The 24,706-nt window shown below is 47.2% G+C and carries 15 protein-coding genes and 1 pseudogene; 2 read left to right on the forward strand and 14 right to left on the reverse strand.

Annotation, left to right across the window (positions count from 1 at the left end; genetic code table 11):
* Positions 1-59: 59 nt before the first annotated feature.
* The 5 genes from greA to ORJ00_RS03860 all read right to left on the reverse strand — a co-directional run bounded on the left by greA (position 60) and on the right by ORJ00_RS03860 (position 8,033).
* The gene (gene greA, locus ORJ00_RS03840; protein ID WP_027669725.1) at positions 60-536 is read right to left on the reverse strand and encodes a transcription elongation factor GreA; all 477 of its coding nucleotides are present in this window, start codon (positions 534-536) and stop codon (positions 60-62) included.
* Positions 533-3,754, reverse strand: coding sequence for a carbamoyl-phosphate synthase large subunit (gene carB / locus ORJ00_RS03845; RefSeq protein WP_305975908.1), 3,222 nt, complete (start codon positions 3,752-3,754; stop codon positions 533-535). Before carB ends, greA begins: the two co-directional genes overlap by 4 nt.
* A gap of 144 nt (positions 3,755-3,898) precedes the next feature.
* On the reverse strand, positions 3,899-5,038 hold the full coding sequence (gene carA, locus ORJ00_RS03850; RefSeq protein ID WP_306139036.1) for a glutamine-hydrolyzing carbamoyl-phosphate synthase small subunit: 1,140 nt from the start codon (positions 5,036-5,038) through the stop codon (positions 3,899-3,901).
* A 197-nt stretch (positions 5,039-5,235) separates the two neighbouring features.
* Positions 5,236-6,045, reverse strand: coding sequence for a 4-hydroxy-tetrahydrodipicolinate reductase (gene dapB, locus ORJ00_RS03855; RefSeq protein ID WP_306139037.1), 810 nt, complete (start codon positions 6,043-6,045; stop codon positions 5,236-5,238).
* Between the two features lie 101 nt (positions 6,046-6,146).
* Positions 6,147-8,033 (reverse strand): MFS transporter, encoded by a 1,887-nt coding sequence (locus ORJ00_RS03860; protein ID WP_306139038.1) that lies wholly within the window; start codon positions 8,031-8,033, stop codon positions 6,147-6,149.
* Positions 8,034-8,205: 172 nt separating this feature from the next.
* Here ORJ00_RS03860 and ORJ00_RS03865 point away from each other — a divergent pair, with 172 nt between their 5' ends.
* Positions 8,206-9,525, forward strand: a complete 1,320-nt coding sequence (locus tag ORJ00_RS03865; RefSeq protein WP_306136208.1) for a Na+/H+ antiporter NhaC family protein — start codon at positions 8,206-8,208, stop codon at positions 9,523-9,525.
* A 95-nt stretch (positions 9,526-9,620) separates the two neighbouring features.
* On the opposite strand, the gene ORJ00_RS03870 is transcribed toward ORJ00_RS03865, so the two are convergent.
* The 3 genes from ORJ00_RS03870 to dnaK all read right to left on the reverse strand — a co-directional run bounded on the left by ORJ00_RS03870 (position 9,621) and on the right by dnaK (position 13,644).
* Positions 9,621-10,421 carry a M48 family metallopeptidase gene (locus ORJ00_RS03870; RefSeq protein ID WP_084153434.1) on the reverse strand — a complete coding sequence of 267 codons (801 nt, stop codon included), beginning with the start codon at positions 10,419-10,421 and terminating at the stop codon, positions 9,621-9,623.
* 107 nt (positions 10,422-10,528) lie between these two features.
* Complete coding sequence (gene dnaJ / locus ORJ00_RS03875; RefSeq protein ID WP_027669718.1) at positions 10,529-11,665, reverse strand: molecular chaperone DnaJ; 1,137 nt, start codon at positions 11,663-11,665, stop codon at positions 10,529-10,531.
* A gap of 65 nt (positions 11,666-11,730) precedes the next feature.
* Positions 11,731-13,644 carry a molecular chaperone DnaK gene (gene dnaK, locus ORJ00_RS03880; RefSeq protein ID WP_027669717.1) on the reverse strand — a complete coding sequence of 638 codons (1,914 nt, stop codon included), beginning with the start codon at positions 13,642-13,644 and terminating at the stop codon, positions 11,731-11,733.
* 225 nt (positions 13,645-13,869) lie between these two features.
* Here dnaK and luxS point away from each other — a divergent pair, with 225 nt between their 5' ends.
* Positions 13,870-14,379, forward strand: coding sequence for an S-ribosylhomocysteine lyase (luxS, locus tag ORJ00_RS03885; RefSeq protein WP_306139039.1), 510 nt, complete (start codon positions 13,870-13,872; stop codon positions 14,377-14,379).
* A 44-nt stretch (positions 14,380-14,423) separates the two neighbouring features.
* Here the strand turns inward: luxS and ORJ00_RS03890 are convergent, their stop codons facing one another.
* The 6 genes and pseudogenes from ORJ00_RS03890 to ORJ00_RS03910 all read right to left on the reverse strand — a co-directional run bounded on the left by ORJ00_RS03890 (position 14,424) and on the right by ORJ00_RS03910 (position 24,620).
* Positions 14,424-16,046, reverse strand: coding sequence for a diguanylate cyclase (locus ORJ00_RS03890; protein WP_306126097.1), 1,623 nt, complete (start codon positions 16,044-16,046; stop codon positions 14,424-14,426).
* Positions 16,043-18,295, reverse strand: coding sequence for a PAS domain-containing protein (locus ORJ00_RS03895; protein ID WP_440480642.1), 2,253 nt, complete (start codon positions 18,293-18,295; stop codon positions 16,043-16,045). The genes ORJ00_RS03890 and ORJ00_RS03895 overlap by 4 nt, the downstream gene beginning before the upstream one ends.
* Positions 18,296-18,310: 15 nt before the next feature.
* Positions 18,311-18,817, reverse strand: a pseudogene (locus ORJ00_RS19055) (GAF domain-containing protein); the annotation flags it as partial.
* On the reverse strand, positions 18,817-21,288 hold the full coding sequence (locus tag ORJ00_RS03900) for an ATP-binding protein (RefSeq protein WP_306139041.1): 2,472 nt from the start codon (positions 21,286-21,288) through the stop codon (positions 18,817-18,819). The pseudogene ORJ00_RS19055 and the gene ORJ00_RS03900, both read right to left, overlap by 1 nt.
* Positions 21,289-21,315: 27 nt before the next feature.
* A complete protein-coding gene (locus ORJ00_RS03905; RefSeq protein WP_306126094.1) occupies positions 21,316-21,699 on the reverse strand; it encodes a response regulator in 384 nt (127 codons plus the stop codon).
* Positions 21,700-21,716: 17 nt separating this feature from the next.
* Entirely contained in the window at positions 21,717-24,620 is a 2,904-nt protein-coding gene (locus ORJ00_RS03910; RefSeq protein WP_306139042.1) for a response regulator, read from the reverse strand.
* Positions 24,621-24,706 lie beyond the last annotated feature (86 nt).

The following is a 24,706-nucleotide window of genomic DNA, read 5'->3' on the forward strand; positions in this document are numbered from 1 at the left end:
TATAGAAATAAAAAACGCCAGCCTTAAGGCTGGCGTTTTTACATCAGTAGCGTTAATGCTTAGATATATTTAACATCTATAATTTCAAACTCTACCACCCCTTTTGGCGTAGTAATGTTAGCAACGTCATCAGCAGATTTGCCAATCAAGCCACGCGCAATAGGCGAATTGACAGAGATCAGGTTATTTTTAATATCGGCTTCATCATCTCCAACAATGCGATACGTCACTTCTTCTTCAGAATCTAAATTCAAAATAGTGACTGTACAACCAAAGATCACCTTACCATTGTTAGGTTGTTTACTAATATCAATGATCTGCGCATTAGATAACTTAGCTTCTATATCCTGAATACGCCCTTCACAAAACCCTTGCTGCTCTCGCGCAGCATGATATTCAGCGTTCTCTTTTAAGTCGCCGTGTTCACGCGCCGTCGCAATAGCCTGAATAATGATAGGCCGTTTTACTGACTTAAGTTCATGCAGCTCGGCGCGTAATCTCTCTGCGCCCAGCACTGTCATCGGAATTGCACTCATCCGTTTACTCTCTTATGTAGTTCCTGCACCGAGGCTACGCTATCAAACGCACTGGCAGTGTTTGATTTAACGGTAGCAAAGGCGGCATTTAAAGTAGTGGTATAGTTGGCTTTATACTGCAGCGCTCCACGACGAATGACTTTGGAGTCTTCAATGGCCTGGCGACCGTCAGTGGTGTTTACAATATAACTGTATTCACCGTTTTTAATACGATCTAATATATGCGGCCGACCTTCTGATACTTTGTTAACCGTACGACACTCCACGCCTGCAGCTTGTAAAGCTTTAGCCGTACCGCCGGTTGCATCTAGCTCAAAGCCTTTTTCTACCATCCGTTTTGCCAGTTCAACAACGCGCACTTTATCGCTGTCACGAACTGAAAGCAAGGCACGGCCACCGGTTGGAATAAGCGTACTTGCGCCTAACTGTCCCTTAGCAAAGGCTTGTTCAAACGTGTCGCCCACCCCCATAACTTCGCCGGTTGAACGCATTTCCGGGCCTAAAATAGGATCGACACCCGGGAATTTGTTAAACGGAATAACCACTTCTTTTACTGAGAAGAACGGTGGAATAATCTCTTTAGTCACACCTTGCTGAGCCAGAGACATGCCTGCCATGCAACGTGCGCCTACTTTAGCCACCGCTACACCGGTCGCTTTAGAAACAAACGGCACTGTACGGGCAGCACGCGGGTTGACTTCAATTAAGTACACTTCGTTATCTTTAACCGCAAACTGGGTGTTCATCAGGCCAACTACGCCTAACTCAAGTGCCAGTTTCCGTACTTGCTCACGCATCACATCCTGAATTTCTTTGCTCAAGCTATGCGGTGGCAGCGAACAGGCAGAGTCACCAGAGTGCACACCCGCTTGTTCAATGTGTTCCATAATGCCGCCGATGACAACATCTTTACCATCACAGATGGCATCGATATCAACTTCGATCGCATCGTCAAGGAAGTTATCCAGCAATACCGGTGAATCGTTAGATACACTGACCGCTTCGTTCATATAGCGGCGTAAGTCTTGCTCGTCATAGACAATTTCCATTGCCCGGCCACCCAACACATAAGACGGGCGCACCACCATCGGAAAACCAATATCGACCGACTTAGTAATCGCCTCTTCCATACTGGTTACGGTAGCATTTTTCGGCTGTTTAAGCCCCAAGCGCTCAACGGCCTGCTGGAAGCGCTCACGATCCTCAGCACGGTCAATAGCATCAGGCGAAGTACCAATAATTGGCACTCCGTTAGCTTCCAGCGCACGTGCTAATTTCAGCGGTGTCTGACCACCATATTGCACGATAACGCCTTTAGGTTGTTCTTTGCGGACAATTTCCAATACGTCTTCTAACGTAATCGGTTCAAAGTACAACCGATCTGACGTGTCGTAATCGGTAGAAACGGTTTCCGGGTTGCAGTTCACCATGATAGTTTCAAAACCATCTTCGCGCAGTGCCAGCGCGGCATGAACACAGCAATAATCGAACTCGATACCCTGACCTATACGATTTGGGCCACCACCGATAATCATAATTTTATCGCGGTTGGTCGGTGCAGATTCACATTCTTCATCGTAGCTTGAGTACATGTAAGCCGTGTTAGATGCAAACTCGGCGGCACAGGTATCTACCCGTTTATAAACCGGATGAATACTGAAACTGTAGCGCTTTTTACGCACTTCATTTTCACTGACACCTAATACGTCAGCGATACGCTTATCGGCAAAACCTTTGCGTTTCAGGCGTGCAATACGAGCTTTATCCAGGGCAACAAAACCGTCTTTAGCTAATGAATGTTCTTCTTTAACTAAATCTTCCAGCTGCACTAAAAACCAGCGGTCAATATTGGTTAGGCTGAAAATATCATCCATGCTCATGCCCATGCGAAATGCATCAGCAATGTACCAAATACGGTGCGAACCCGGCTCTTTTAATTCACGAATAATCTTATCTTTGGCTTCTGGCAGCGTGATATCAATTATTGGATCTAAACCGCAAACGCCAATTTCCAGGCTACGCAGCGCTTTTTGTAAAGACTCTTGCTGGTTACGACCAATCGCCATTACTTCACCAACCGACTTCATCTGGGTGGTTAAGCGATCGTTAGCGCCGGCAAATTTCTCAAAGTTAAAGCGTGGCACCTTAGTGACAACGTAATCGATACTCGGCTCAAACGAGGCAGGCGTTTTACCACCGGTAATATCATTGGCCAACTCATCCAACGTATAGCCAATCGCCAGCTTAGCGGCCACTTTGGCAATAGGGAAGCCTGTTGCTTTGGATGCCAGTGCAGAGGAGCGTGATACCCGAGGGTTCATCTCAATAATAACCATACGGCCATCAACCGGGTTAATACCAAACTGTACGTTTGAACCGCCGGTTTCAACGCCAATTTCACGTAAAACTGCCAACGAGGCATTACGCATAATTTGATATTCTTTATCGGTTAGGGTTTGCGCTGGTGCGACAGTGATAGAGTCACCGGTGTGCACCCCCATAGGGTCGAAGTTTTCAATGGCGCAGACGATAATACAGTTATCGTTTTTGTCGCGCACCACTTCCATTTCGTATTCTTTCCAGCCGATCAATGATTCGTCAATTAACAACTCTTTGGTTGGCGACAAATCTAACCCACGGGTACAAATTTCTTCAAACTCTTCGCGGTTATAGGCAATACCACCGCCTGAGCCGCCCATGGTAAAAGAGGGCCTGATAATACAAGGGAAACCGATATCATCCAGTACCTGATACGCTTCATCCATCGAGTGAGCAAAACCTGCTCGCGGACAGGCCAAACCAATAGAACGCATAGCTTTATCAAAGCGCCCACGGTCTTCTGCTTTGTCGATAGCATCGGCTGTGGCGCCAATCATTTCGACATTATATTTAGCCAATACGCCATGACGCTCTAAATCCAGCGCACAGTTCAGTGCAGTCTGACCACCCATTGTTGGCAGCACTGCACAAGGGCGTTCTTTTTCAATAATTTTTTCTACTACCTGCCAGTGTATTGGCTCGATATAAGTAGCGTCAGCCATTTCCGGATCAGTCATAATGGTGGCTGGGTTAGAGTTCACCAGAATAACGCGATAACCTTCCTCTTTTAAGGCTTTACAGGCCTGAGCGCCGGAATAGTCAAATTCACAGGCCTGACCAATTACGATTGGTCCAGCGCCTAAAATGAGAATACTTTTTAAGTCGGTACGTTTTGGCATTGCTGCTATATCTCCGTAATTCGTGTCTGCTTATACCCTTCATCTGTCATCATGCACGGTCGTTGCCTGTGCCGAGGTGCCCAATCACTTAGCACAACTAAGCTCATGAGCCCCCGGTCTTGCCGCCTACGTGCATTTCGACATTTATTGGGTAACGGCTTTATGCTGTTGCATCAGCGCAATAAAGTGGTCGAACAGCTCAGAAGCTTCGTGCGGCCCCGGACTGGCTTCAGGGTGCCCCTGAAAGCTAAATGCCGGCTTGTCGGTACGATGTATACCCTGCAAGGTGCCATCAAACAACGATTTATGGGTTGCGCGCAAATTCGTTGGCAAACTGGCTTCATCTACTGCGAAGCCATGGTTTTGTGCAGTAATCAGCACGCGCTTGGTATCCAGGTTTTGCACCGGATGGTTACCACCGTGATGGCCGTGGCTCATTTTCACGGTTTTTGCACCGCTGGCCAATGCCAGTAACTGATGGCCTAAGCAAATGCCAAACAGCGGAATATCTGTATCTAAAAAGGCTTTGATAGCGTCAATGGCATAAGTACAGGGTGCAGGATCGCCCGGGCCATTAGAAAGAAAAATGCCATCTGGCTTCATCGCTAACACATCACTGGCCGGTGTTTGAGCGGGTACCACTGTTAACTTGCAACCACGGTCTACCATCATGCGCAAAATATTACGCTTCACACCAAAGTCATACGCTACTACATGAAACTGTTCTGTGGGTGCGCTGCGGTGTCCTTCGCCTAACGCCCAACTTCCTTCCGTCCAGTGATAAGGGGCCTTAACAGTAACTTCTTTGGCTAAATCCATACCTGACAAACCAGGAAAGCCCTTGGCAAGTAGTAATGCTTTAGCTTCATCTAGGTTGTCACCAGCCATTAAGCAGCCGTTTTGAGCGCCTTTTTCACGCAAAATACGGGTTAATTTACGGGTGTCGATGTCGGCAATGCCGAGTATGTTGTGTTGTGCTAAATACTGACTAAGTGAGAGTTGGTTACGGAAATTACTGGCAAGAAGTGGTAAGTCGCGGATAATCAGGCCTCGGGCCCAGATTTGTCCGGATTCTTCGTCTTCAGTGTTGGTACCGGTATTGCCGATGTGTGGATAAGTAAGCGTTACAATCTGTTCTGCATATGAGGGATCAGTTAATATTTCCTGATACCCGGTCATAGAAGTGTTAAACACCACTTCACCAACAGAAACTCCTTCAGCGCCAATGGCTGTACCGCGAAATACGGTGCCGTCTTCCAGTACGAGCAGGGCGGACTTAGTCAAGATAACCTCCAAACAGCAAAAAACGGGCGAAAACTGACACTGTTTTACAACCCGTTTTGACCCAAAATGTGATACCCGGATTTGCCTTAGGCAAACCTGACTATTTTAGGCGATAAGCACAGAATTAGCTATGCTTTTTTTGATATTTATCACAAATGGCAAGTTAAGCGTAATTTCATCCTTAATAAGGCAAAAGACTAGCTTAAATCAGCCAAACCTAACACTTGTTGCATAGTATAAAGTCCTGCCGGTTTATTTTGTAACCACTGAGCAGCACGCAGTGCGCCTTGCGCAAAGGTGTTTCGGCTTGATGCTTTGTGTGTAATTTCCAGTCTTTCGCCTAAATCTGCGAATAAGGCAGTATGGTCACCAATAATATCGCCGCCACGTACGGTAGCAAAGCCTATTGTTTGCTGCTCACGTTCTCCAGTAAACCCTTCACGACCATAAACTGCAACGTCAGCTAGATTGCGATCAAGCGCTTTGGCAATGCTCGTGCCAATGGCCATTGCGGTGCCTGATGGCGCATCTTTCTTGAAGCGATGGTGCGCTTCTATAACCTCAATATCAGCGGTTTGTCCCATTACCTTGGCGGCTGTTTGCACCAAATGCAGCAACAAGTTCACACCAACACTCATATTAGGTGCCCAAACAATCGGAATATGCTGGCTAGCCTGCTGTACCTTAGCATATTGCGCGTCAGTTAAGCCGGTAACACCAATAACCATAGCTTTTTTGGCTGTTACAGCAAGCTCAAGGTGCGCAAGCATTGGTTCTGGCATGGTAAAATCGACCCAAACGTCGGCCAAACTTACGCTGTTCTGGTTGGTTTGTTTCAGAGCTACATCACATTTACCAACGCCAGCTAGTTCGCCAGCATCAACGCCTATAAGTTCAGAACCTGCCCGCACCGTAGCAGCGGTCAAATTAAGCTGCTGCTCTTTGGCAACAGTGATTAATGCACGCCCCATACGGCCGTTAGCACCAAAAATTCCGATAGTGGCCATAGTAAAACTCTTTATAAAATTCAGATGGCGGCTATTAAAGCAAAAGCCGCCTGCGGTAGGAAGAGAAATAGCCATCTTTATAGCTAAATAATAAGCTTTGTTTAGACGCGTTTGCTCTCGACACTGTCTTGATAGAGTTGGCGGACTTCTTGCTCCAACGTCATTGCATTGGCGGCCTCTGCAGCTATGGCTGCATTCGCAACAAGACCAACTTTTGACCAGAGCCGACCTTTGAATTTGAATGCCCCACTGCCATGATGACTAAAGAACGACCCCCACAACCCTTGTAACGCCATTGGAACGACTGGTACCGGCGTTTCAGCCAAAATACGCTCTATCCCTGGACGAAAGCTATCTATCTCGCCAGTTTTGGTTAAACGCCCTTCTGGAAAAATACAGACCAGGTTTCCAGCGTCTAGCTCACGCTTGATAGCAACAAATGCAGCTTCATATACGACTTCATTTTTTTGCTTACTACAAATCGGAATAGTACGCGCAGCTTTAAACAACCAATTGGCTACCGGTAAATCATAAATGGCTTTTTCCATCACAAAGCGCACCGGCCGACGCACGGCCCCTCCTATTAGCAATGCATCGACATAACTAACATGGTTTGCAACCAGCACTGCCGCGCCTTCTGCCGGAATATGCTCCAGCCCGCGGCTAGTTACCCGGTACATAGTATGGCTCAGCAAATAAATGACAAAACGCACCGCAAACTCTGGCACCTGGCTGAATACGTAGAGTGCAATAACCGCATTCATAATGGCCAGCACCAGAAAGTATTCCGGGATTGCTAAATCCAATACACTTAAAAATAAGATACCGGCTAACGCGCTTACCACCATAAACAGCGCATTAAAAATATTATTGGCAGCAATCACCCTGGCCCGTTGCTGCGGTTCGGCTCGTTGTTGTAACAGCGCATATAGAGGCACAATAAACAGGCCACCAAATATGCCAATAAACAATAAATCAAATAGCACTTTCCAGCCGAGGCCGGTTGCCAAAAATTGCGACAGCGATAACAATTCTGTTGTTATACTGGCGGGGCTGCTAAAAAACAGACTGATACCAAATATGGTTAATCCTAAGGCCCCAACTGGCACAATCCCCAGTTCAACCTTATCGCAAGACAAACGTTCACACAGCATTGAGCCTGCGCCTACCCCTACTGAAAAAGCCACCAGCAGCGCTGTAACGACGGTATTGTCGCCGCCCAGAACCGTCTTGGCAAAGTTAGGAAACTGCGTTAAATAGCCAGCGCCCAAAAACCAAAACCAGCTAATCGCCATAATCGACAGATACAAGGTGCGGTTTTGATAGCTGATACGCACCGCTGCCTTTGTTTGCTGCCACGGTGCAAATTTGAACGGATCCGCTTGATGCACTTCACCAACCAACGGAATATTGCGGCTGACAAGGTAACCCAATACAGAAAATACAATAACAACAGCCCCAATCCAGATCGGTGCATTAGCAACACCAACCAACAAACCACCCACTATAGTGCCAAGTAAAATGGCGACAAAGGTACCCATCTCTACCCAGGCATTGCCGCTTAATAAGGTTTTGTCATCCAACAACTGCGGTAATATGGCGTATTTTACCGGACCAAAAAAAGCAGACTGGCTGCCCATTAAAAACAGCACCCCCAATAGCAACAAATATTGCTGATAGTAAAAAGCCGCCCCCGCTAACAGCATTAAGCCAATTTCTAATAGCTTAAGTGCACGGATAAGCTTTGTTTTACACATGGCATCGGCCAGGGTGCCAGCCGTTGCGGAGAACAATAGAAAAGGCAATATAAACAGCCCGGCAGCTAAGTTCATGGTTAAGTCCGTGTCCCATGGCAACGCATTAGCAGCAGTAAACGCCAGCATTAACATCAGCGCATTTTTAAATACATTGTCGTTAAAGGCGCCGAACGCCTGAGTAAGAAAAAACGGCAAAAAGCGCCGCGAGTAGATTAACCGGTTAGCTGACATAGACACTCCAGCGAAAAAAGCAGCCAAATAAATAAGTTGCCAGCATAATCAACTCAGGTAGCTTATACCAGCAGAGAAAATAATCTGCGCAAATTGACAGGCCATCTAGCCATCTATATATTGCGCAGCTATTAAGATGCCCAGGCCGTCTGTTTACTGAAAAGGTAATACTATGAATTCACATTCTTCGACACCAATTGGCGCCAAACGCTCGTTGTTGCCGCTGCTCTTTTTTGTCGCGTTATTTCTGGGGACCGGCTTGTATTTACATAGCCAGGACGTAGCGTATGCTTTTTATCAGCTACCGGGGCATGTGGCGATTATTCCAGCACTTATGCTTGCAATCTGGTTACATAAAGCGCCGTTACAACAGTCGATCGATGTAATGATTAAAGGCGCTGGTAACAGCAATATTATCACCATGTGCATTATTTACCTGTTAGCTGGTGCTTTTGCTAGTGTTGCTACAGCAACCGGTGGTGTGGATGCGGCTGTTAATGCCGGCCTGAGTTTAGTGCCTGCCCCCTGGTTATTGCCTGGCTTGTTCGTGATTGCCGCGCTCATTTCCACGGCTATGGGTACTTCTATGGGCACCATTGGCGCCTTAGCCCCCATCGCTGTGGGTCTGTCCAATCAAGCGGACCTGGAACCGGCGTTAGTTGCCGGTGTGCTGTTAAGCGGCGCGATGTTTGGTGACAACTTATCTATTATTTCCGATACCACCATCGCCTCTACCCGTACACAAGGCGCACAGATGGCAGATAAATTTCGAGAAAATATTAACATTGCTCTACCCGCAGCACTGCTCACATTGTTACTGTATGTAGTGTGGGCCGGTGACAGTGCGCAAGTGCAAACAAACGCGGTAAACTGGACCGGGGTGTTGCCTTATGCGGCAATATTAGTGTTAGCCGTACTGGGTTTAAACGTCTTTGTTGTGCTGTTGCTGGGCATCGTCTTAGCCGCATTACAAGGTGCAGTATTTGCCGATTATGCCATCGCAAATTTGGGCAAAGATATCGCGACAGGTTTCGCTAATGTACAGGAGATATTCTTACTGGCGATGCTGGTAAGTGCGTTAAGTGAGTTTATTAAGCAGCAAGGAGGCTTACAATGGATAGCCGACAACATTCAACGTATCGCCAACAAGCTCCAGCTGGCAGGTAATAAAGCACAACAACTAGCCATAGCCGCGCTGGCATTTATCAGTAACCTCTGTATAGCCAATAACACTGTTGCGATTGTGCTTACCGGTGACGTGGCTAAAACGCTGGCGCAACAGCATCACATTACACCCCGGCGTAGCGCCAGCTTACTGGATATTTTTGCCTGTATCAGTCAGGGTTTAGTTCCCTACGGTGCACAAGCGCTACTGTTAGGGGCCAGTTTTGGTATTTCACCCTGGCAAGTCGTTAGCCAAAGTTACTATTGTCTGCTGCTGTTACTGGTAGCCGTGTTGGTCGTGTTGTTACGTAAAACCACAACGCCTTAGTTTGACGGGATAGCTGGACGGAACAGTTTGGCGTTATCACATTACCGTATAACGAGGTAGCTGTTATGCGGTAATGTGCAAAATACGTTAACCGTTCATAATCTACATTTAGGCAGTGCTGACGCGGCTTTGCGTTCATTAAATGTTTTCATAGCTTCAGGCAGTTTCTCTCGCAACTCACGGATACGGGTATCTGGTGCCGGGTGGGTAGACATAAACTCTGGCGTACCACCACTGCCTTGAGCAGCCATATTTTGCCACAAATTAACCGCTTGACGTGGTTCAAAACCGGCCCGGGCCATTAAGTCTAAGCCAATAATGTCAGACTCAGACTCGTGCGCCCGGCTAAATGGTAACACAATACCAAATTGAGAACCGGCACCAATCAATGCCATAATTTCCTGCTGGTATTTAACACCATAGGCTTTCATACCGGCATCGCCCAACGACATTGCCGTCTGAATTGCCTGATTAGTGGATAAACGCTCATTGCTGTGGCCTGCGATGACGTGGCCAATTTCATGACCCACCACAGCAGCCAGTTGATCTTTATTTTCTGCCACTTTTAACAAACCAGTGTAAACACCAATTTTACCGCCCGGCAACGCAAAGGCATTTACCTGATCGGATTCAAACACCACGATTTCCCAGCTTTGTGCACGAACATTCTCCGGCGTAACGGCCAACAAACTGTTGGCCACACACTGCACATAATTATTGGTTTTTGCGTCTTTAGAAATAGGGACTTCAGCTTTCATACTGTCGAAGGTTTGTGCACCCATTTTGCTTAAATCAGCGTCATTAAACAGCATAATCTGGCGTCTGCCAGTAGGGGACTGCGCACAGGCGGCAATAACGAGAGCGCAGGTCGCGGTAATAAACAACTTTTTCAACATGAATATATCCTTATTTGTGACCAAAGCGGGTAAACATATGTCAGCACCACTTTATTGTATCCCCGAAAAAACAAAAAACCACCCGCAGGTGGCTTTTTCATTTGCAGTTAACTGGTTAAATCATCAAAAAACTTCTTCACACCATCGAAGAACCCTTTAGATTTTGGCCGATGTTTGGCCTCACCATCACCCGCCATAGTGTCATCAAGCTGTCGCAGTAAGTCTTTTTGCTTATCGCTTAAATTGACCGGTGTTTCAATCACGACCTTACAAACTAAGTCACCAACACCACCACCACGCACAGACTTAACACCTTTACCCCGTAAACGGAACATTTTCTCTGTTTGCGTTTCAGCAGGGATTTTAAGTTTAACGCGGCCATCCAGTGTGGGTACGTCAATTTCGCCCCCAAGCGCTGCGGTAGTAAAACTCAGCGGCACATCACAGTAAAGGTTATTACCATCACGCACAAAAATAGGATGCTCTTTAACATGTACCTGCACATAAAGATCACCCGCTGGTGCACCATGCATACCGGCTTCACCTTCACCGGTTAGACGAATACGATCACCAGTATCTACGCCGGCTGGAATTTTTACAGACAACGTTTTGGTTTTCTCTATGCGGCCTTCGCCATGGCACTTGCTGCAAGGATCCGGGATGATTTTACCGCGGCCACTACAGGTTGGACAGGTTTGCTGTACCGCAAAGAAGCCCTGACGCATGGTAACCTGACCAGCGCCATGACACGTTGGACAAGACTTAGCTGATGTGCCTTTTTTGGCACCTGAACCATCACAGCTGTCACAACCCACCATAGTCGGTACTTTAATATCTACCGACTTGCCACGAACGGCGTCTTCCAGGCTCATCTCAAGGTTGTAGCGTAAATCTGAACCACGCTGGGCTCGAGATTGGCCACGACGTCCACCGCCGCCACCGAAAATATCACCGAATACATCGCCGAAAATATCACCGAAATCAGCACCACCGGCACCGCCGCCTGCGCCGCGGTTAGGATCTACTCCGGCATGGCCATAACGGTCATAGGCTGCACGCTTCTGCTCATCCGACAACACCTCATAGGCTTCCTGGACTTCTTTAAACTTCTCTTCCATAGCTTTATCACCCTGGGTACGGTCCGGGTGAAATTTCATGGCGAGGCGTTTATAAGCCTTTTTGATGTCTTTATCGTCGGCGCTTTTAGCAACACCTAGTACTTCATAATAGTCACGCTTGGACATACTTCTCGCTCAGTGTTTCTCAACGTAAAAGGCTGCAGTATACTGCAGCCTGGGTTAAACCAAACTTATTTTTTGTCGTCTTTAACTTCTTCAAACTCAGCATCAACGACATCATCATTACCATCAGCTTGTGGCTGATCTGCAGCGTCTCCGCCCTGTTGAGCTTTTGCCTGAGACGCTTCCATCAGCTTCTGAGAAGCCTGGATAAGCGCTTGAGACTTCTCGTCAATTACAGCTTTATCACTGCCTTTCAACACAGCTTCCAGCTCTTTAATTGCCGTTTCAATCTCTTCTTTATCGTTTGCCGCTAAGCTATCACCCACTTCTTCCAGTTGTTTGCGCGTAGCATGTACCATCGCATCAGCCTGGTTACGGGTTTGTACCAATTCTTCAAACTTTTTATCGTCTTCAGCATGGGCTTCGGCATCACGAACCATGGCTTGAATTTCTTCATCGGTTAAACCCGAGTTAGCTTTGATGGTGATTTTCTGCTCTTTACCCGTGTCTTTGTCTTTCGCTGACACATGCAGAATACCGTCAGCATCCAGGTCAAATACCACTTCAATTTGTGGCTCGCCACGACGACCGCCGCGAATACCTTCTAAGTTAAACTGACCCAACGACTTATTGTCAGACGCACGCTTACGTTCGCCTTGCAGAACGTGAATCGTTACTGCCGACTGATTATCTTCTGCTGTTGAGAACACTTGCGACTTCTTAGTCGGAATAGTGGTATTTTTCTCAATCAGCGCCGTCATTACGCTGCCCATGGTTTCAATACCCAGTGACAGAGGTGTAACGTCAAGTAACAGTACATCTTTTACATCACCTGAAAGTACTGCACCTTGAATAGCTGCACCTACTGCTACCGCTTCATCCGGGTTGACGTCTTTACGTGGCTCTTTGCCAAAGAAAGCTGTTACAGCTTCTTGTACTTTTGGCATGCGGGTTTGACCGCCAACCAAAATAATATCGTTGATTTCACCAACGCTTAAATCAGCATCTTTCAGTGCTTGCTTCAGCGGCTCAATAGTACGCTGAATTAAGTCTTCCACTAAAGATTCCAGCTTAGCGCGGGTGACTTTAATGTTAAGGTGTTTCGGGCCAGACGCATCTGCAGTAATGTACGGCAGGTTAACTTCAGTTTGTGACGCTGAAGACAGCTCAATTTTGGCTTTCTCAGCAGACTCTTTTAAGCGCTGCATCGCCAGCGGGTCGTTGCGCAGGTCTATGCCCTGCTCTTTCTTAAATTCTTCTACCAAATAATTGATCAAACGGTTATCAAAATCTTCACCACCTAAGTGGGTATCACCGTTAGTGGCCAATACTTCAAAGGTTTGTTCGCCGTCAACGTCGTCAATTTCAATGATAGAGATATCAAAAGTACCACCACCTAAGTCATATACTGCAACCTTGGTATCGCCTTTCTTTTTATCCATACCATAAGCCAGTGCAGCAGCTGTTGGCTCGTTGATAATACGTTTTACGTCTAAGCCCGCGATACGGCCAGCATCTTTAGTGGCTTGGCGCTGAGCATCGTTGAAATACGCCGGTACAGTAATTACTGCAGCCGTTACCGCTTCACCTAAGAAATCTTCTGCTGTTTTCTTCATCTTTTTCAGCACTTCAGCTGAAATTTGTGGTGCAGCTAACTTTTTACCTTTAACTTCAACCCAGGCATCGCCATTATCAGCTTTAACGATGGCGTAAGGCATAATTTTAATATCACGCTGTACTTCTTCATCTTCAAAGCGACGACCAATTAAACGCTTAATCGCGAATAAGGTATTTTTCGGGTTGGTTACCGCCTGACGCTTAGCTGGCTGACCTACTAATACTTCGCCATCTTCAGCATAAGCAATAATAGATGGCGTAGTACGTGTACCCTCTGCGTTTTCTAATACGCGAGGTTTATCGCCGTCTAACACCGCTACACATGAGTTAGTTGTACCTAAGTCAATACCGATAATTCTGCCCATAACTGCTCTCCACTTATATTCTTTACAATTACAAATTGTGTTGAAGCATTTATGGGGATTAGCCCTGATCCATTCAAGGTTATTCAAGTAAAAAAATTACTTTAATAGCTAAAAGCAATGCTTTAGCCGTGATTTGCCGCTTTTAGCGGCGAAAGCGGTTAACTTATAACAGCTGACCTGACTATAATAGCTGCTATCAACCGTCGTTAATTACAGGGTTTAGTTATGCCATTATTAGATAGTTTCACTGTAGACCACACCATTATGAAAGCACCTGCTGTGCGGGTTGCTAAGAAGATGAACACACCAAAAGGCGACGCCATTACCGTATTTGATTTGCGTTTTTGTGTGCCAAACGAAGAAATTCTGTCGGAAAAGGGTATTCATACCCTGGAGCACCTGTTTGCCGGCTTTATGCGCGACCATTTAAACGGCGCAGATGTAGAGATAATCGACATTTCGCCGATGGGCTGTCGCACTGGCTTTTATATGAGCTTAATTGGCACACCAGATGAGCAACAGGTAGCAAAAGCATGGCAAGCCGCCATGGATGATGTACTGCATGTCGCTAGCCAGAACGATATTCCCGAACTTAACGTCTATCAATGCGGCACAGCACAAATGCACTCACTAGAAGAAGCTAAGCAAATTGCCAAGAACATCCTTGAGCGTGGTGTAGGTGTAAACCGCAATGACGAGCTGGCCTTACCGGCTGAGATTTTAAATAAGCTTTGATTTTTACCTTAAATAAAAAACCGCTGTTTAAAGCGGTTTTTTATTTAGCAAACCTGATTCCGGCCAGCCCGTTTTGCCTGATACAAGGCTTTATCTGCAGCCTCAATCATTTGCTCAGCGTTGTTAAATTCATTTTCCTCACTACTAATCACGCCAGCAGAAAAAGTACAGCTGAAGTGCTTAGCATCTGCAGTAAAGTTTAACTGTCTAAACGCATCTAAAATGTGCTCCGTCAAAGTAACAGCCTGTTGGCGCGGACAATTTGGCAATACCAACATAAATTCTTCACCGCCGTAGCGTCCGGCTTTGTCTGTTTTGCGTATGCGTTTGCGCAGTAAGGTCGCCAGAGCGGTAATCACCATGTCACCTGTGGCGTGGCCATAGTTGTCATTAACGGCTTTAAAATGGTCAATATCCAGCATCACCACACTAAACGGCTTGTCGTAGCGTTGGCTGCGCTCAAACTCCAGCTCAGCAGCTTCTTTAATTGCGCTGTGTTTTATTAATGCGGTTAAACTGTCTTTTTCAATCAAATTCTTTAATTGCAAACTGCGTTTAAGTCGTGTTTTAACGGCCTGTACCAGCTGTGCATCATCTATCGGCTTAGTTAAAAAGTCATCAGCACCATAAGCCATAGCACTAAGTTGAAGCGCTTTGTTGATTTCGGAGGATAAGAATACGATTGGCAAACGCTTCAATGACGGGTATTGCCTTATAACACCGGCCAGCTCAGCGCCGGAATATTCCGGCATATACATATCCATCAGTAATAAATCCGGCTGAAATACTACAAGCTCCGCAATGATCTGCCGCGTGTTGGCCATAATATGAGTTTCTATGCCGGCGCTATTAAGCACAAGAGCATAATGCTGCGCCAACAGTTTGTCATCATCAACAATAAAGACTCTGCCACTTTGTCTGGTGCCATGCTCTAACAGCTCACTGATGGTGGAAATCATATTAGGTACATCCAGCGGTGAAACAAAAAATGCGTCAGCACGCTGCTGTGCAGCTTTTATGCGAAGTGCAAACTCGTCCCGGTCAGACAATACCAATAAACGACTACTATGTTGCTTCAGCTGTTTTAACAAAAGGGTTTGTTCAAATAACGAGCCGCAACTGTCAATATTAATAGCCGAAAACAGTACCGCAGGTGCCGTAATCTGCAAGCGCTTAAGGCAGCTGGTAAAGTCAGTAAAACATTCAACCTTGTGACCAAATGCCTGCAACTGCCGCGTTAATTCCTCAGCCAGCGTCGCAGATGGCAATAACAACCATACGGTGTCAGGCTGATGCAGCATCACCGCCTGTTCTGTTTCCAACTCACCTGACGCTTGCACAGCCGCATTAACCGCAATATCAAATTCCAATACAACCTGACGCAAACTGGGCAATGCCTGCAGACGTTCATCATCGTCTTTGCTGTCAATCTCTATGGCTAATTGCTCAATCTGTCTGGCATGACTGCCCAGTACGGATTGGCCAAAAGTGCCACAGGCACCGGCCAGCTTATGTGCCTCAGCGACTAAGTCCGCCAGGTTGCTGTGTGAGGGTTGCTCCATTAGCACCAGCATCTTAGCAGAGCGCTCAGGTAGGCTAGCTTCAAACCGGCGGCGCAAGGTAGCAAAAGCGGCAGACAAATCGGATCTGGATTTAGCACTACTCAAGCGTTTTCTCCTTTACTATCTGCAGACAAGGCTATTCCGGCGATGGGTAAACTCACGACAAAGCGGGTCTCGACACAGGGCTTCGAACTAAAACTAATACTACCCTGCATTTGCTGCACTAACTCCTTACAAATTGCCAGCCCCAAGCCAGTTCCGCCTTTTTGCCGCTGATTAGAGCCGTCTGCCTGAGCAAAACGCTCAAACACCCGATGCTGAAACTCCGGTGCTATGCCAGCACCTTTATCCGTCACTACAATTTGCACGTTTTCACCTTGTTGCTGCGCTATTAACTTTACGTCGCTGCCTGCAGGTGAAAACTTAATCGCATTTGACAGTAAATTTGTCAGCACTTGCTGCAAGCGCAGTGCATCAGCCAATACCATCGATGCACCCACCGCCTCAATAACCAAATCAACATGATGTTGCATTGCGAACGGCTGTAGATTATCCACCGCTTGCTGAAGCTCGGCTACTACCGCCAGCGGCTGGATATCAAATGGCATTTTGCCTGCTATTAACTTTTCCATATCCAGCAAATCATTAATTAACTGCGCTAAGCGCTCACTGTTACTTGAAGCTATATCCAGTAAACGATGCATAGCATCTGGTACCTGGCCCAGCTTGTTGGAGTTAAGTAGACTTAGCGCACCTTTAATGGCAGTGAGCGGAGTGCGTAATTCATGGCTCACCGTCGAGATAAATTGATCTTTTAGTTGTTGTAGTTCAATGCGTTCGGTAACGTCCTGCACTGAACCAACCATAATCTGCTGCGGGTTTTGCTCTGCAGGCAGCATTTTTGCCAGCTCATGTACCCAACGTATACTGCCATCCGGCCTGATAATACGGTGCACTACGTCGTGCAAACCGGTTTCCAGCGCTTTTTGTTCACTATTAGCCACTAACTGGCGATCCTCAGGGTGTAGTGTGCTTCTAAATAATGCCACACTGGGTATTGAAGATTCTTCCAGTCCAAAAATCTGATAAATTACTGGCGACCACCATAAGTCACCGGTTATTAACGAAGCCTGCCAAAAGCCCATCTGTGCGGTTTCACTAGCTATATCAAGGCGTTGCTGGCTAAGTCTGTATTCTGTATTTAACCGCTCCAGCTCCAAATAATGCTGCTTCTGAGCAGTGATATCCTCAATGTAACCGTGCCACAAGGTACTGCCATCCGGCATCCGCTCCGGCGTAGCGCTACCTGACAGCCAAACAGGCTGACTATCATTTGAGAAAAACCGGTATTGGTGTTGCCATACCGATAAGTTATTGGCTGACTGCTCAATGCTTTGCGCTAAACCTTGCAGATCATCCGGATGCATTTTACTGAATAAAAAAGTTGCATCGTGTTTAACGTCTTCGGCAGAAACACCATAAATTTTTTTAATATTGTCACTGGCATAAGGGAATGCAACCCGGCCATCTGGCCATTGCTGATACTGGTAAACCACGCCGGGCAGCTGTGAGGTTAGTTTTAAAAGTTGCTGTTTCAGGCTTTTTTCTTCAGTAATGTCCAGAATAAAACCATCCAGACAAATAACCTCACCATCCTCGTTATATTCCGCCTGCCCGCGCTCTTCCACCCAGTGTGTAGTGCCGTCTTTGTGCAACACCCGGTATTGCAATAACCAGTTGCGCTTTTCGGCTATAGCACTGTTTACATCAAGTTCAAGGCGGCTTTGATCCTCCGGGTGAATAACACTGGCATAGCTGCGTACACTGTTATTAATAAAATCGCTGGCCGGATAACCTGAAAGGGGATCAATACTGCCGCTCATGTACAACATGGTCCAGTCTTTATCGACCTTACAGCGGTAGGTAATGCCCGGAATATTTGCCACAAGCGCCTGAAACTGGTCGCGACTGGCTTTTAATTCCAACTCGGCCTGCTTTTGTTCGATAATATCCGCATGAGTGCCATACATCATTAGCGGCTTACCATCTTCGGTCCAGCTAATTACCCTGCCGCGATCATGCACCCACACATAATGGCCGGCTTTATGTTGCATCCTGCATTTACAGTCATAAAACGCTGACTGGCCGGCAAAATGCTGCTCCAATAAACGGCCAGATTCGGGTAAATCATCCGGATGCGCCAGTTTAAGCCAGGTATTGATATCTATCGGCGCGAGCTCGTCCAGGGTATAACCGACTATGTCGGCCCAACGTTCATTAAATATCGTCTCGCCCGTTTGCACATTCCACTGCCAGGTACCAATACGGGTACCTTCCAATACCGAGCGATACATTAGCTCACTGGCGGCTAGCTGGTTGTGAGCTTGCTCCTGCAACCGGTCACTAATCTCCTGCTCCACTGCATCAGCAAAGCTGCGTAAAATTTGCCGCTCAGTAGCAGTTAACTGGCGGGGTTGGGGCTCTATGATGCATAAAGTGCCAATACGCTGGCCGTTAAAGTGCAGCGGCGCACCGGCATAAAAACGGATAAGGGGTGCACCGGTAACCAGAGGGTTGTCAACGAAACGCGAGTCCAGCGAAGCATCCGGTACTTCAAATATATCGCTGGCTAAAATAGCGTGGCCGCAAAATGAAATATCACGACCGGTTTCGCATGCATCTAAGCCCTGACGCGACTTAAACCACTGCCGCTCACTGTCAACCAGCGATATCAGCACGATATCGGTATTCAGGCATTGCTTTACGAGACCCGTTAATCTATCAAAACGTGGATCAGCCTCAGTATCAAGCAATGCCGAATCTGACAAAGCCTGCAGGCGTAAGGTTTCATTTTTTGGCTTCAGCGGTAACTGCATTATGCCCCCAACGACGTTGAATGATTTGCCGCAGCGGACAACTCAGTGCCAGTTTGCCTATCATAACGCTGAAAACGCAACCAAAACGTCGTGCCTTTACCAGTTGTTGATGTAAAACCGATTTTACCCGACATTTTTTCCGTCAATTCTTTACTGATTGCCAAGCCAAGGCCGGTGCCACCCTGGCGGCGGGTACTAGCAGCATCGCTCTGAGCAAACTTTTCAAAAATGCGCTGCTTAAAATCGTCAGCTATACCGTCCCCCCGATCAATGACTTCTACGTGTATAGTTGTAGTGTCGGCATAGAGCCGCACAGTTACCGCTGCGCCAGCAGGTGAAAACTTAATAGCATTTGACAATAAGTTGGTAGCCACCTGGACAAAACGGGCAGCATCCAACATTGCCAATACCGGATCTGCGGCAAAATCGTTCACCACTGTTACTTTATACTGTGTTGCATAACCAGCAATATCATTAATTGCCTGCATCAGAAGCGGCTGTACTGGCTGTAGCTCAAGTACAAGCTGAAACTTTCCCGCAGTAAGTTTTTCGATATCCAGTAAATCATTAATTAACCTACCCAGGCGCTGACTGTTGCTTTCCGCCAGTTGCATTAAGTTAGCCATCTTTAACGGCAGCTCTCCGAGCTTGCCAGAGTTTATCATACGCAAAGCGGCGTATAAGGATGTCAGCGGTGTACGCAGTTCATGGCTTACTGTCGAGATAAATTCATTTTTTAGTTTTTCATGGCGATTACGCTCAGATATATCTTTTGCCACGCCCAAATAGCCACTAATATCATTAGATGCTTCTAGTATAGGCGTAACAGTCAGCGATACCGGTACTCTGTCGCCATCTTTACGCACATAGTGCCATTGCCGGGTTTCGCTGCCTTGTTGTTCAGCCACTGCAACAAAAGCCCGAAAACCAGCAATGGGCTGCTGCATCAGCTCTGTTAATTGTTGCGATCTTTGTTCAACCTCTTCAGCTACGTGCAAAATAGCCGGTGTTTGCTTACCAACCAACTCCTCAGCGGTGTAGCCCAGTAACTTTTCGGCACCACGACTAAAATAACTAATCTGCCCGTCACGATTGGTGGCAATAATAGAAAAATCAGAAGCAGCGGCTAAAATAGCCTCCAGCTGACCGTTAGCCTGCTGTAATTGCTGAGTTCTTTCATCAACTTGCCGCACCAGGTCCGATTGATTCGCCTTGCTGATTTTAAACGCTGATGTCAGCTCACGGCTCATTGCCCGCAAATTAAGCCCCAGGGTGTTATATTCGGCAACGATACTCTCCGGTATCTCGCTTTCTGCCCCAGAAGCAATATTAAACTGCAACTTTTCGCTGACAAGTGCCAAGCGGTGTAAGGGGCCACCTATCGTTTTACTAAGCCAATTGGCTATCAGAGTCGCCAGTAACAAAAAGCTCACCAACAGTAATAACTGCCTGGCGCTGTCCTGCTCGAGTTTGGTCATCACCTCTCTAGCACTGTGCTCCAACACTATAGCGTTTATACCCGGTAAGTCAGTTGCATGATGCACTAAAACATAGCGGCTTTGCCGCCAGCGCTGCAGCAGCGGCGATATAGCTGTGGGTTGCCAGTGCGAAAATCCGGCTTCCGGTATCTCAGCCTTTGATATATCAACGCTTTTTATTAAACCTGCCCGGCTAACAACACTGCCGCCGGAATACAACAACTGCACGCCGTAGCTGTCATCTGGTAATACAGCCAGCAGCAGCTTAGCTATATCTGCTTCATTAGGCGGCTGCCCCAATGCTTGCAATTGCTTTTGCAAATTGACAGCTAAAAATTGCAATCTCTGTTCAACACTGTGTATGTACTCGGCTTGCAACTTGCGCGCATCCAGCAGCAAGGGTACAAAGCCGGCAAATAAGGTTAAGGCTGTCAGAATATGAAATAACCACTGGCGTAAACTGGTAAGCGGCAGGGCCAGATGCCGGCGGGTCGGCTGTTGCGACTGCAACACCAGTATCAGCAGGCTGGCAAGTAAGACATTAAAAACGCCATTTGTCATCTGTTTAAGCGCAATAAGCACTGAGGTTTGCCAGTTGACGTCCAAGCCATAGGTATACAACAAACTAACAGCAGGTAAGCCGGCAACTAACCAGAATAGCAAGTCTTGCTGCACCAGATTCAAACCTTTGTCAGGCCGCCAGCGCCAGCTCAACCAGATAATTTCCGCTATAAAAACCAGCAAGGCGTAGGGATGCCCCCAAATAGCCAGCGTTACAGCTGCGGCCGCACTACCGACAATAATGGCTGCCCCCCGACCAAACACTAACAAAGTCAGCACCGCTGCAGCTGAACCAAAAATAAACTCGACACTGAAAAACAGCGGTAATCGGGTGAAATTTAAGCCAACTGCGGCAATTAAAAATAGCGGGACAAGCATCATATATCCGATGCCCGCTTTGCTTATAACGCCCTGCTTTGCCCCAATTGTCATAATACTGAACCTTTAAACGGCGATTCGTTATACGCTATATTGTTGGTATAGCTGACTTAAAGTGTTGCCAAGCTCCATCGGCTCAAATGGCTTTTCAATGATGCCTACAGCACCGGCATCTAAGTAACGTTGCTTTTCAGCTTGTTGGATTTTCGCCGTCATAAATACAACCGGTGTTTTTGCTAATGCCGGAATTTGCCGCAGCGCTGCCAATGTTTGCAAACCATCCATTTGCGGCATCATTACATCCAGCAAAATAAGCTGCGGCGCAAATGTCTCAGCCTGTGCCAGGGCGCTTTGGCCACTGTCACAACTTAGCAAAGTAAAACCGGCTACATCGGTAAGCGCAATTTCAGCCACCGCGCGGATCGATTCATCATCTTCTACATGCATTACCCGTTCAAGCGCCATATGCACCTCTTTTATGCTTAATTCAGAATGTTTTTCAAATAATTTGCCAATACTTCGGTATTAATGCGGCTTTTACTATATACCGCCCGCACTTGGGTTTTATGTTCCGCACTGAGATCTTGTGCAGAAAAAATCACCACCGGAATATCGCCCTGAGTAGCGGCTATATCAGGTAACACATCGATACCATTACCATCGGGTAGCCCCAAATCCAGTAAAATTAAATCGAACCTTTGCTGTTGCAGTGTTTTTCTTGCCTGCGCCAGTGATGCTACCGCCTGATAATCGCACAGATTCTCCAGCTGCATGCGCATAATAGTGACAATATCCTGATCATCTTCAACATGTAAAATGCGTTGATAGCGATTTGTTGTTGGCAACTGGCTTAATAGCTGCCCCAGCTTAACACTGAGCAATTCAGGGGTAACCGGCTTTTCCAGCCAGTCGAGTGCGTGGGCCAGCGCTGCTAACTGTAATTTGCCGTGCTCGACAAAAGCAGAAATAACCAGCACCGGCAAATTAGCCGTTGCCGGGTTATCACGCAGACGCAGAAAGAAGTCTGCACCACTGTCATTATGCAGCTTTAAATCCAGTGTCAGTGCAACATAGCTCTGGTTGGTTAACTTTTGCCAGGCCGTTGAAGTATCTGCTGCCCAGTCCGGTACATAGTGCTGGGCACGCAAAAACTCACACAACAAGTGAGCGGTATCGGCATCATCCTCTAACACCAGCACGGCATCACCTTGCTCTGCTTGTACTTCAGGCTGATGTAATGGCAGTTCCAGCCAGAATGTTGCCCCCTGGCCGGCAGCCGATTTAACGCCGACATCGCCACCTGAATGCAGTGCAATTTCGCGGCTTATAGCCAGGCCAAGGCCGGTGCCACCTTTAGCCTGATTATCAGCATGATTAAGCTGCGAAAACCGTTTAAACAGCTGCGGTTGGTCGGCTGCGGCAATGCCCGGCCCCTTATCCTGCACCGATATCCTGACTTTTTGCCCTTGCAATTCGGCGCTTAATATCACTTCAGCGCCAGAGGGTGAAAATTTTACTGCGTTGGATAAAAAGTTCGTCAGCACCTGCTGAATACGGGCAGTGTCTATCCATAACTGAACGTCGGGCACATCCTGCAGGGTTAAACTAACTTTGTGCTGCAGGGCAAAGGGCTGATGCTGTTCCAGCGCTTCGCGCAATAAGCGTGGTAAAGCCACTGCGGCCTCATCAAAGCGCATTTTACCGGCCATCAGTTTTTCAATATCTAACAGATCGTTAATCAGCAGGTTTAAGCGCTGGCTGTTTTTGTGGGCAATACTAAGCAATTTTTCCGCTTTTGGGCCAAGCGCACCACCGGCACCGCCAAGCACTAAGCCAAGTGAGCCACTTATTGAGGTTAATGGCGTTCTGAGCTCATGGCTAACGGTAGAAACAAAGTCATCTTTGAGTTTTTCCAGGCGTTTAATTTCGCTGATGTCTTTAATAATGGTCCAGATAAATTTTTCGTCACCGCCATCACTAAACAGTACGCCATTAAGTTCTATGTCTATCAAGTCACCATTTTTATGGCGGTATTGCTTAACATAAGGGCCATAGCGGCCGGTGTCTGTAAGTGCTTTTAGCTGCTGTTGCTCTGCATCAGCATAACATTCCGGGGTTAAATCCCAGTAACTAAGCTGTTTTAACTCCTCTGGTGTATACCCCACCAGTTGCTCCATGGCGGGGTTTGCTTCAATGTAAGCACCATCACTAAAACGGTTTAATAAAATAGGCAGCGGCGACAACTGATACAGTGCTGACAGTTTTTGCTCTTGTTGTTTTAGCAAAGCTTGTTGATCTGCTACCTCATACAGTGCCTGGCGGCGCAGGTACGATACCAATAACACCCCCAGCGCCAGCAACAATAAGGTGGCAGCAAACCAGATTAGCCAAATAAGTTTGTTCGCTTTTTGCTGGGCATTAATTTGCGCTGTAACATCCTGCCAGCTTACACTAAGTAACCGGGCCTCAGCCTGGTCTTCGCCCCAAACCGGCATTGGCAGCAGCGAGACTAAATATTCTCTGCCATCATAATTAAGCAGCAACTGCTGCTGTTGGGTTAGCTGACGCGGCAAGGCATTGTTGCCGAGCCAGTAGCGCAACAGCGCAGATGACTCAGCTGTGCTCCAGCCTTCGCTTTGATACCAGTTTTGCTGCATGTCTTTATTCAGCACAGCCGTAATATCAGATGCCACCAGCAATGCCATCGACATCTCAGCTGAATCGTTTTCACTGTCGCCGGCTGCCAAACCGGTTTGAACCTGTTGAAATACTTTTTGTAAATCTACGCCCAGCTCAACAGCCCCCTGCACCATGCCCTTCGGGTCTGTTAGCGGCACCACGGCACGCAGCCCCAAACCATGCTTGCCAAGCTCAATGCCGACAGCATTTTTACCGCTGTTAAGGCTGTGCATTACTAAAGGGCGCATATCGGCAAGCCGGTCGCTGTGCCGCTCTGGCCGGTGCGCGCGTAAAAAGGTGTAGGCATCAGGTGCCAAATGCAAATGCAATTGGCTGGCAGCATAAGGCTGCAGGGTTTGCCAGTAATGGTTTAATAGTGGTGACACCTGTTCGCGCAGTGGGTTAAGTGCCGCTGCCGGTTCGTTTGCACGATAGCGCTCAGCCGCCGCCAGCAGTAATTGTTTAATGTGCTGATCAGATGCTACAAGCTGCGCCGCTACCATAACTTGCTGCCTGGCATCATAATTTACTTGCGCTAACTGGTTTAATTGCAACTGGTGCAAGTGGCTTAACCGCGTATCAAAACTCTGCTGGCGTTGCTGCATGGCATACCAGGCCGACAGCAGCATAACCAACATCACGGCAGCAGCGACCAACAGATAAAGGTTAGTGTTCGAGAAATAGCGCTGCTTTATCTTGTTAATCATTACATTAACCAAACAAGTGACTTTGTCTCAGCATTAACCAGCTGACATTGAATTGCAAGTGTGCTGCGAGATAATCATTTTTACAG

This window comes from Rheinheimera baltica (genome assembly GCF_030731985.1).
GTDB classification, from domain to species: Bacteria; Pseudomonadota; Gammaproteobacteria; order Enterobacterales; family Alteromonadaceae; genus Alishewanella; species Alishewanella baltica.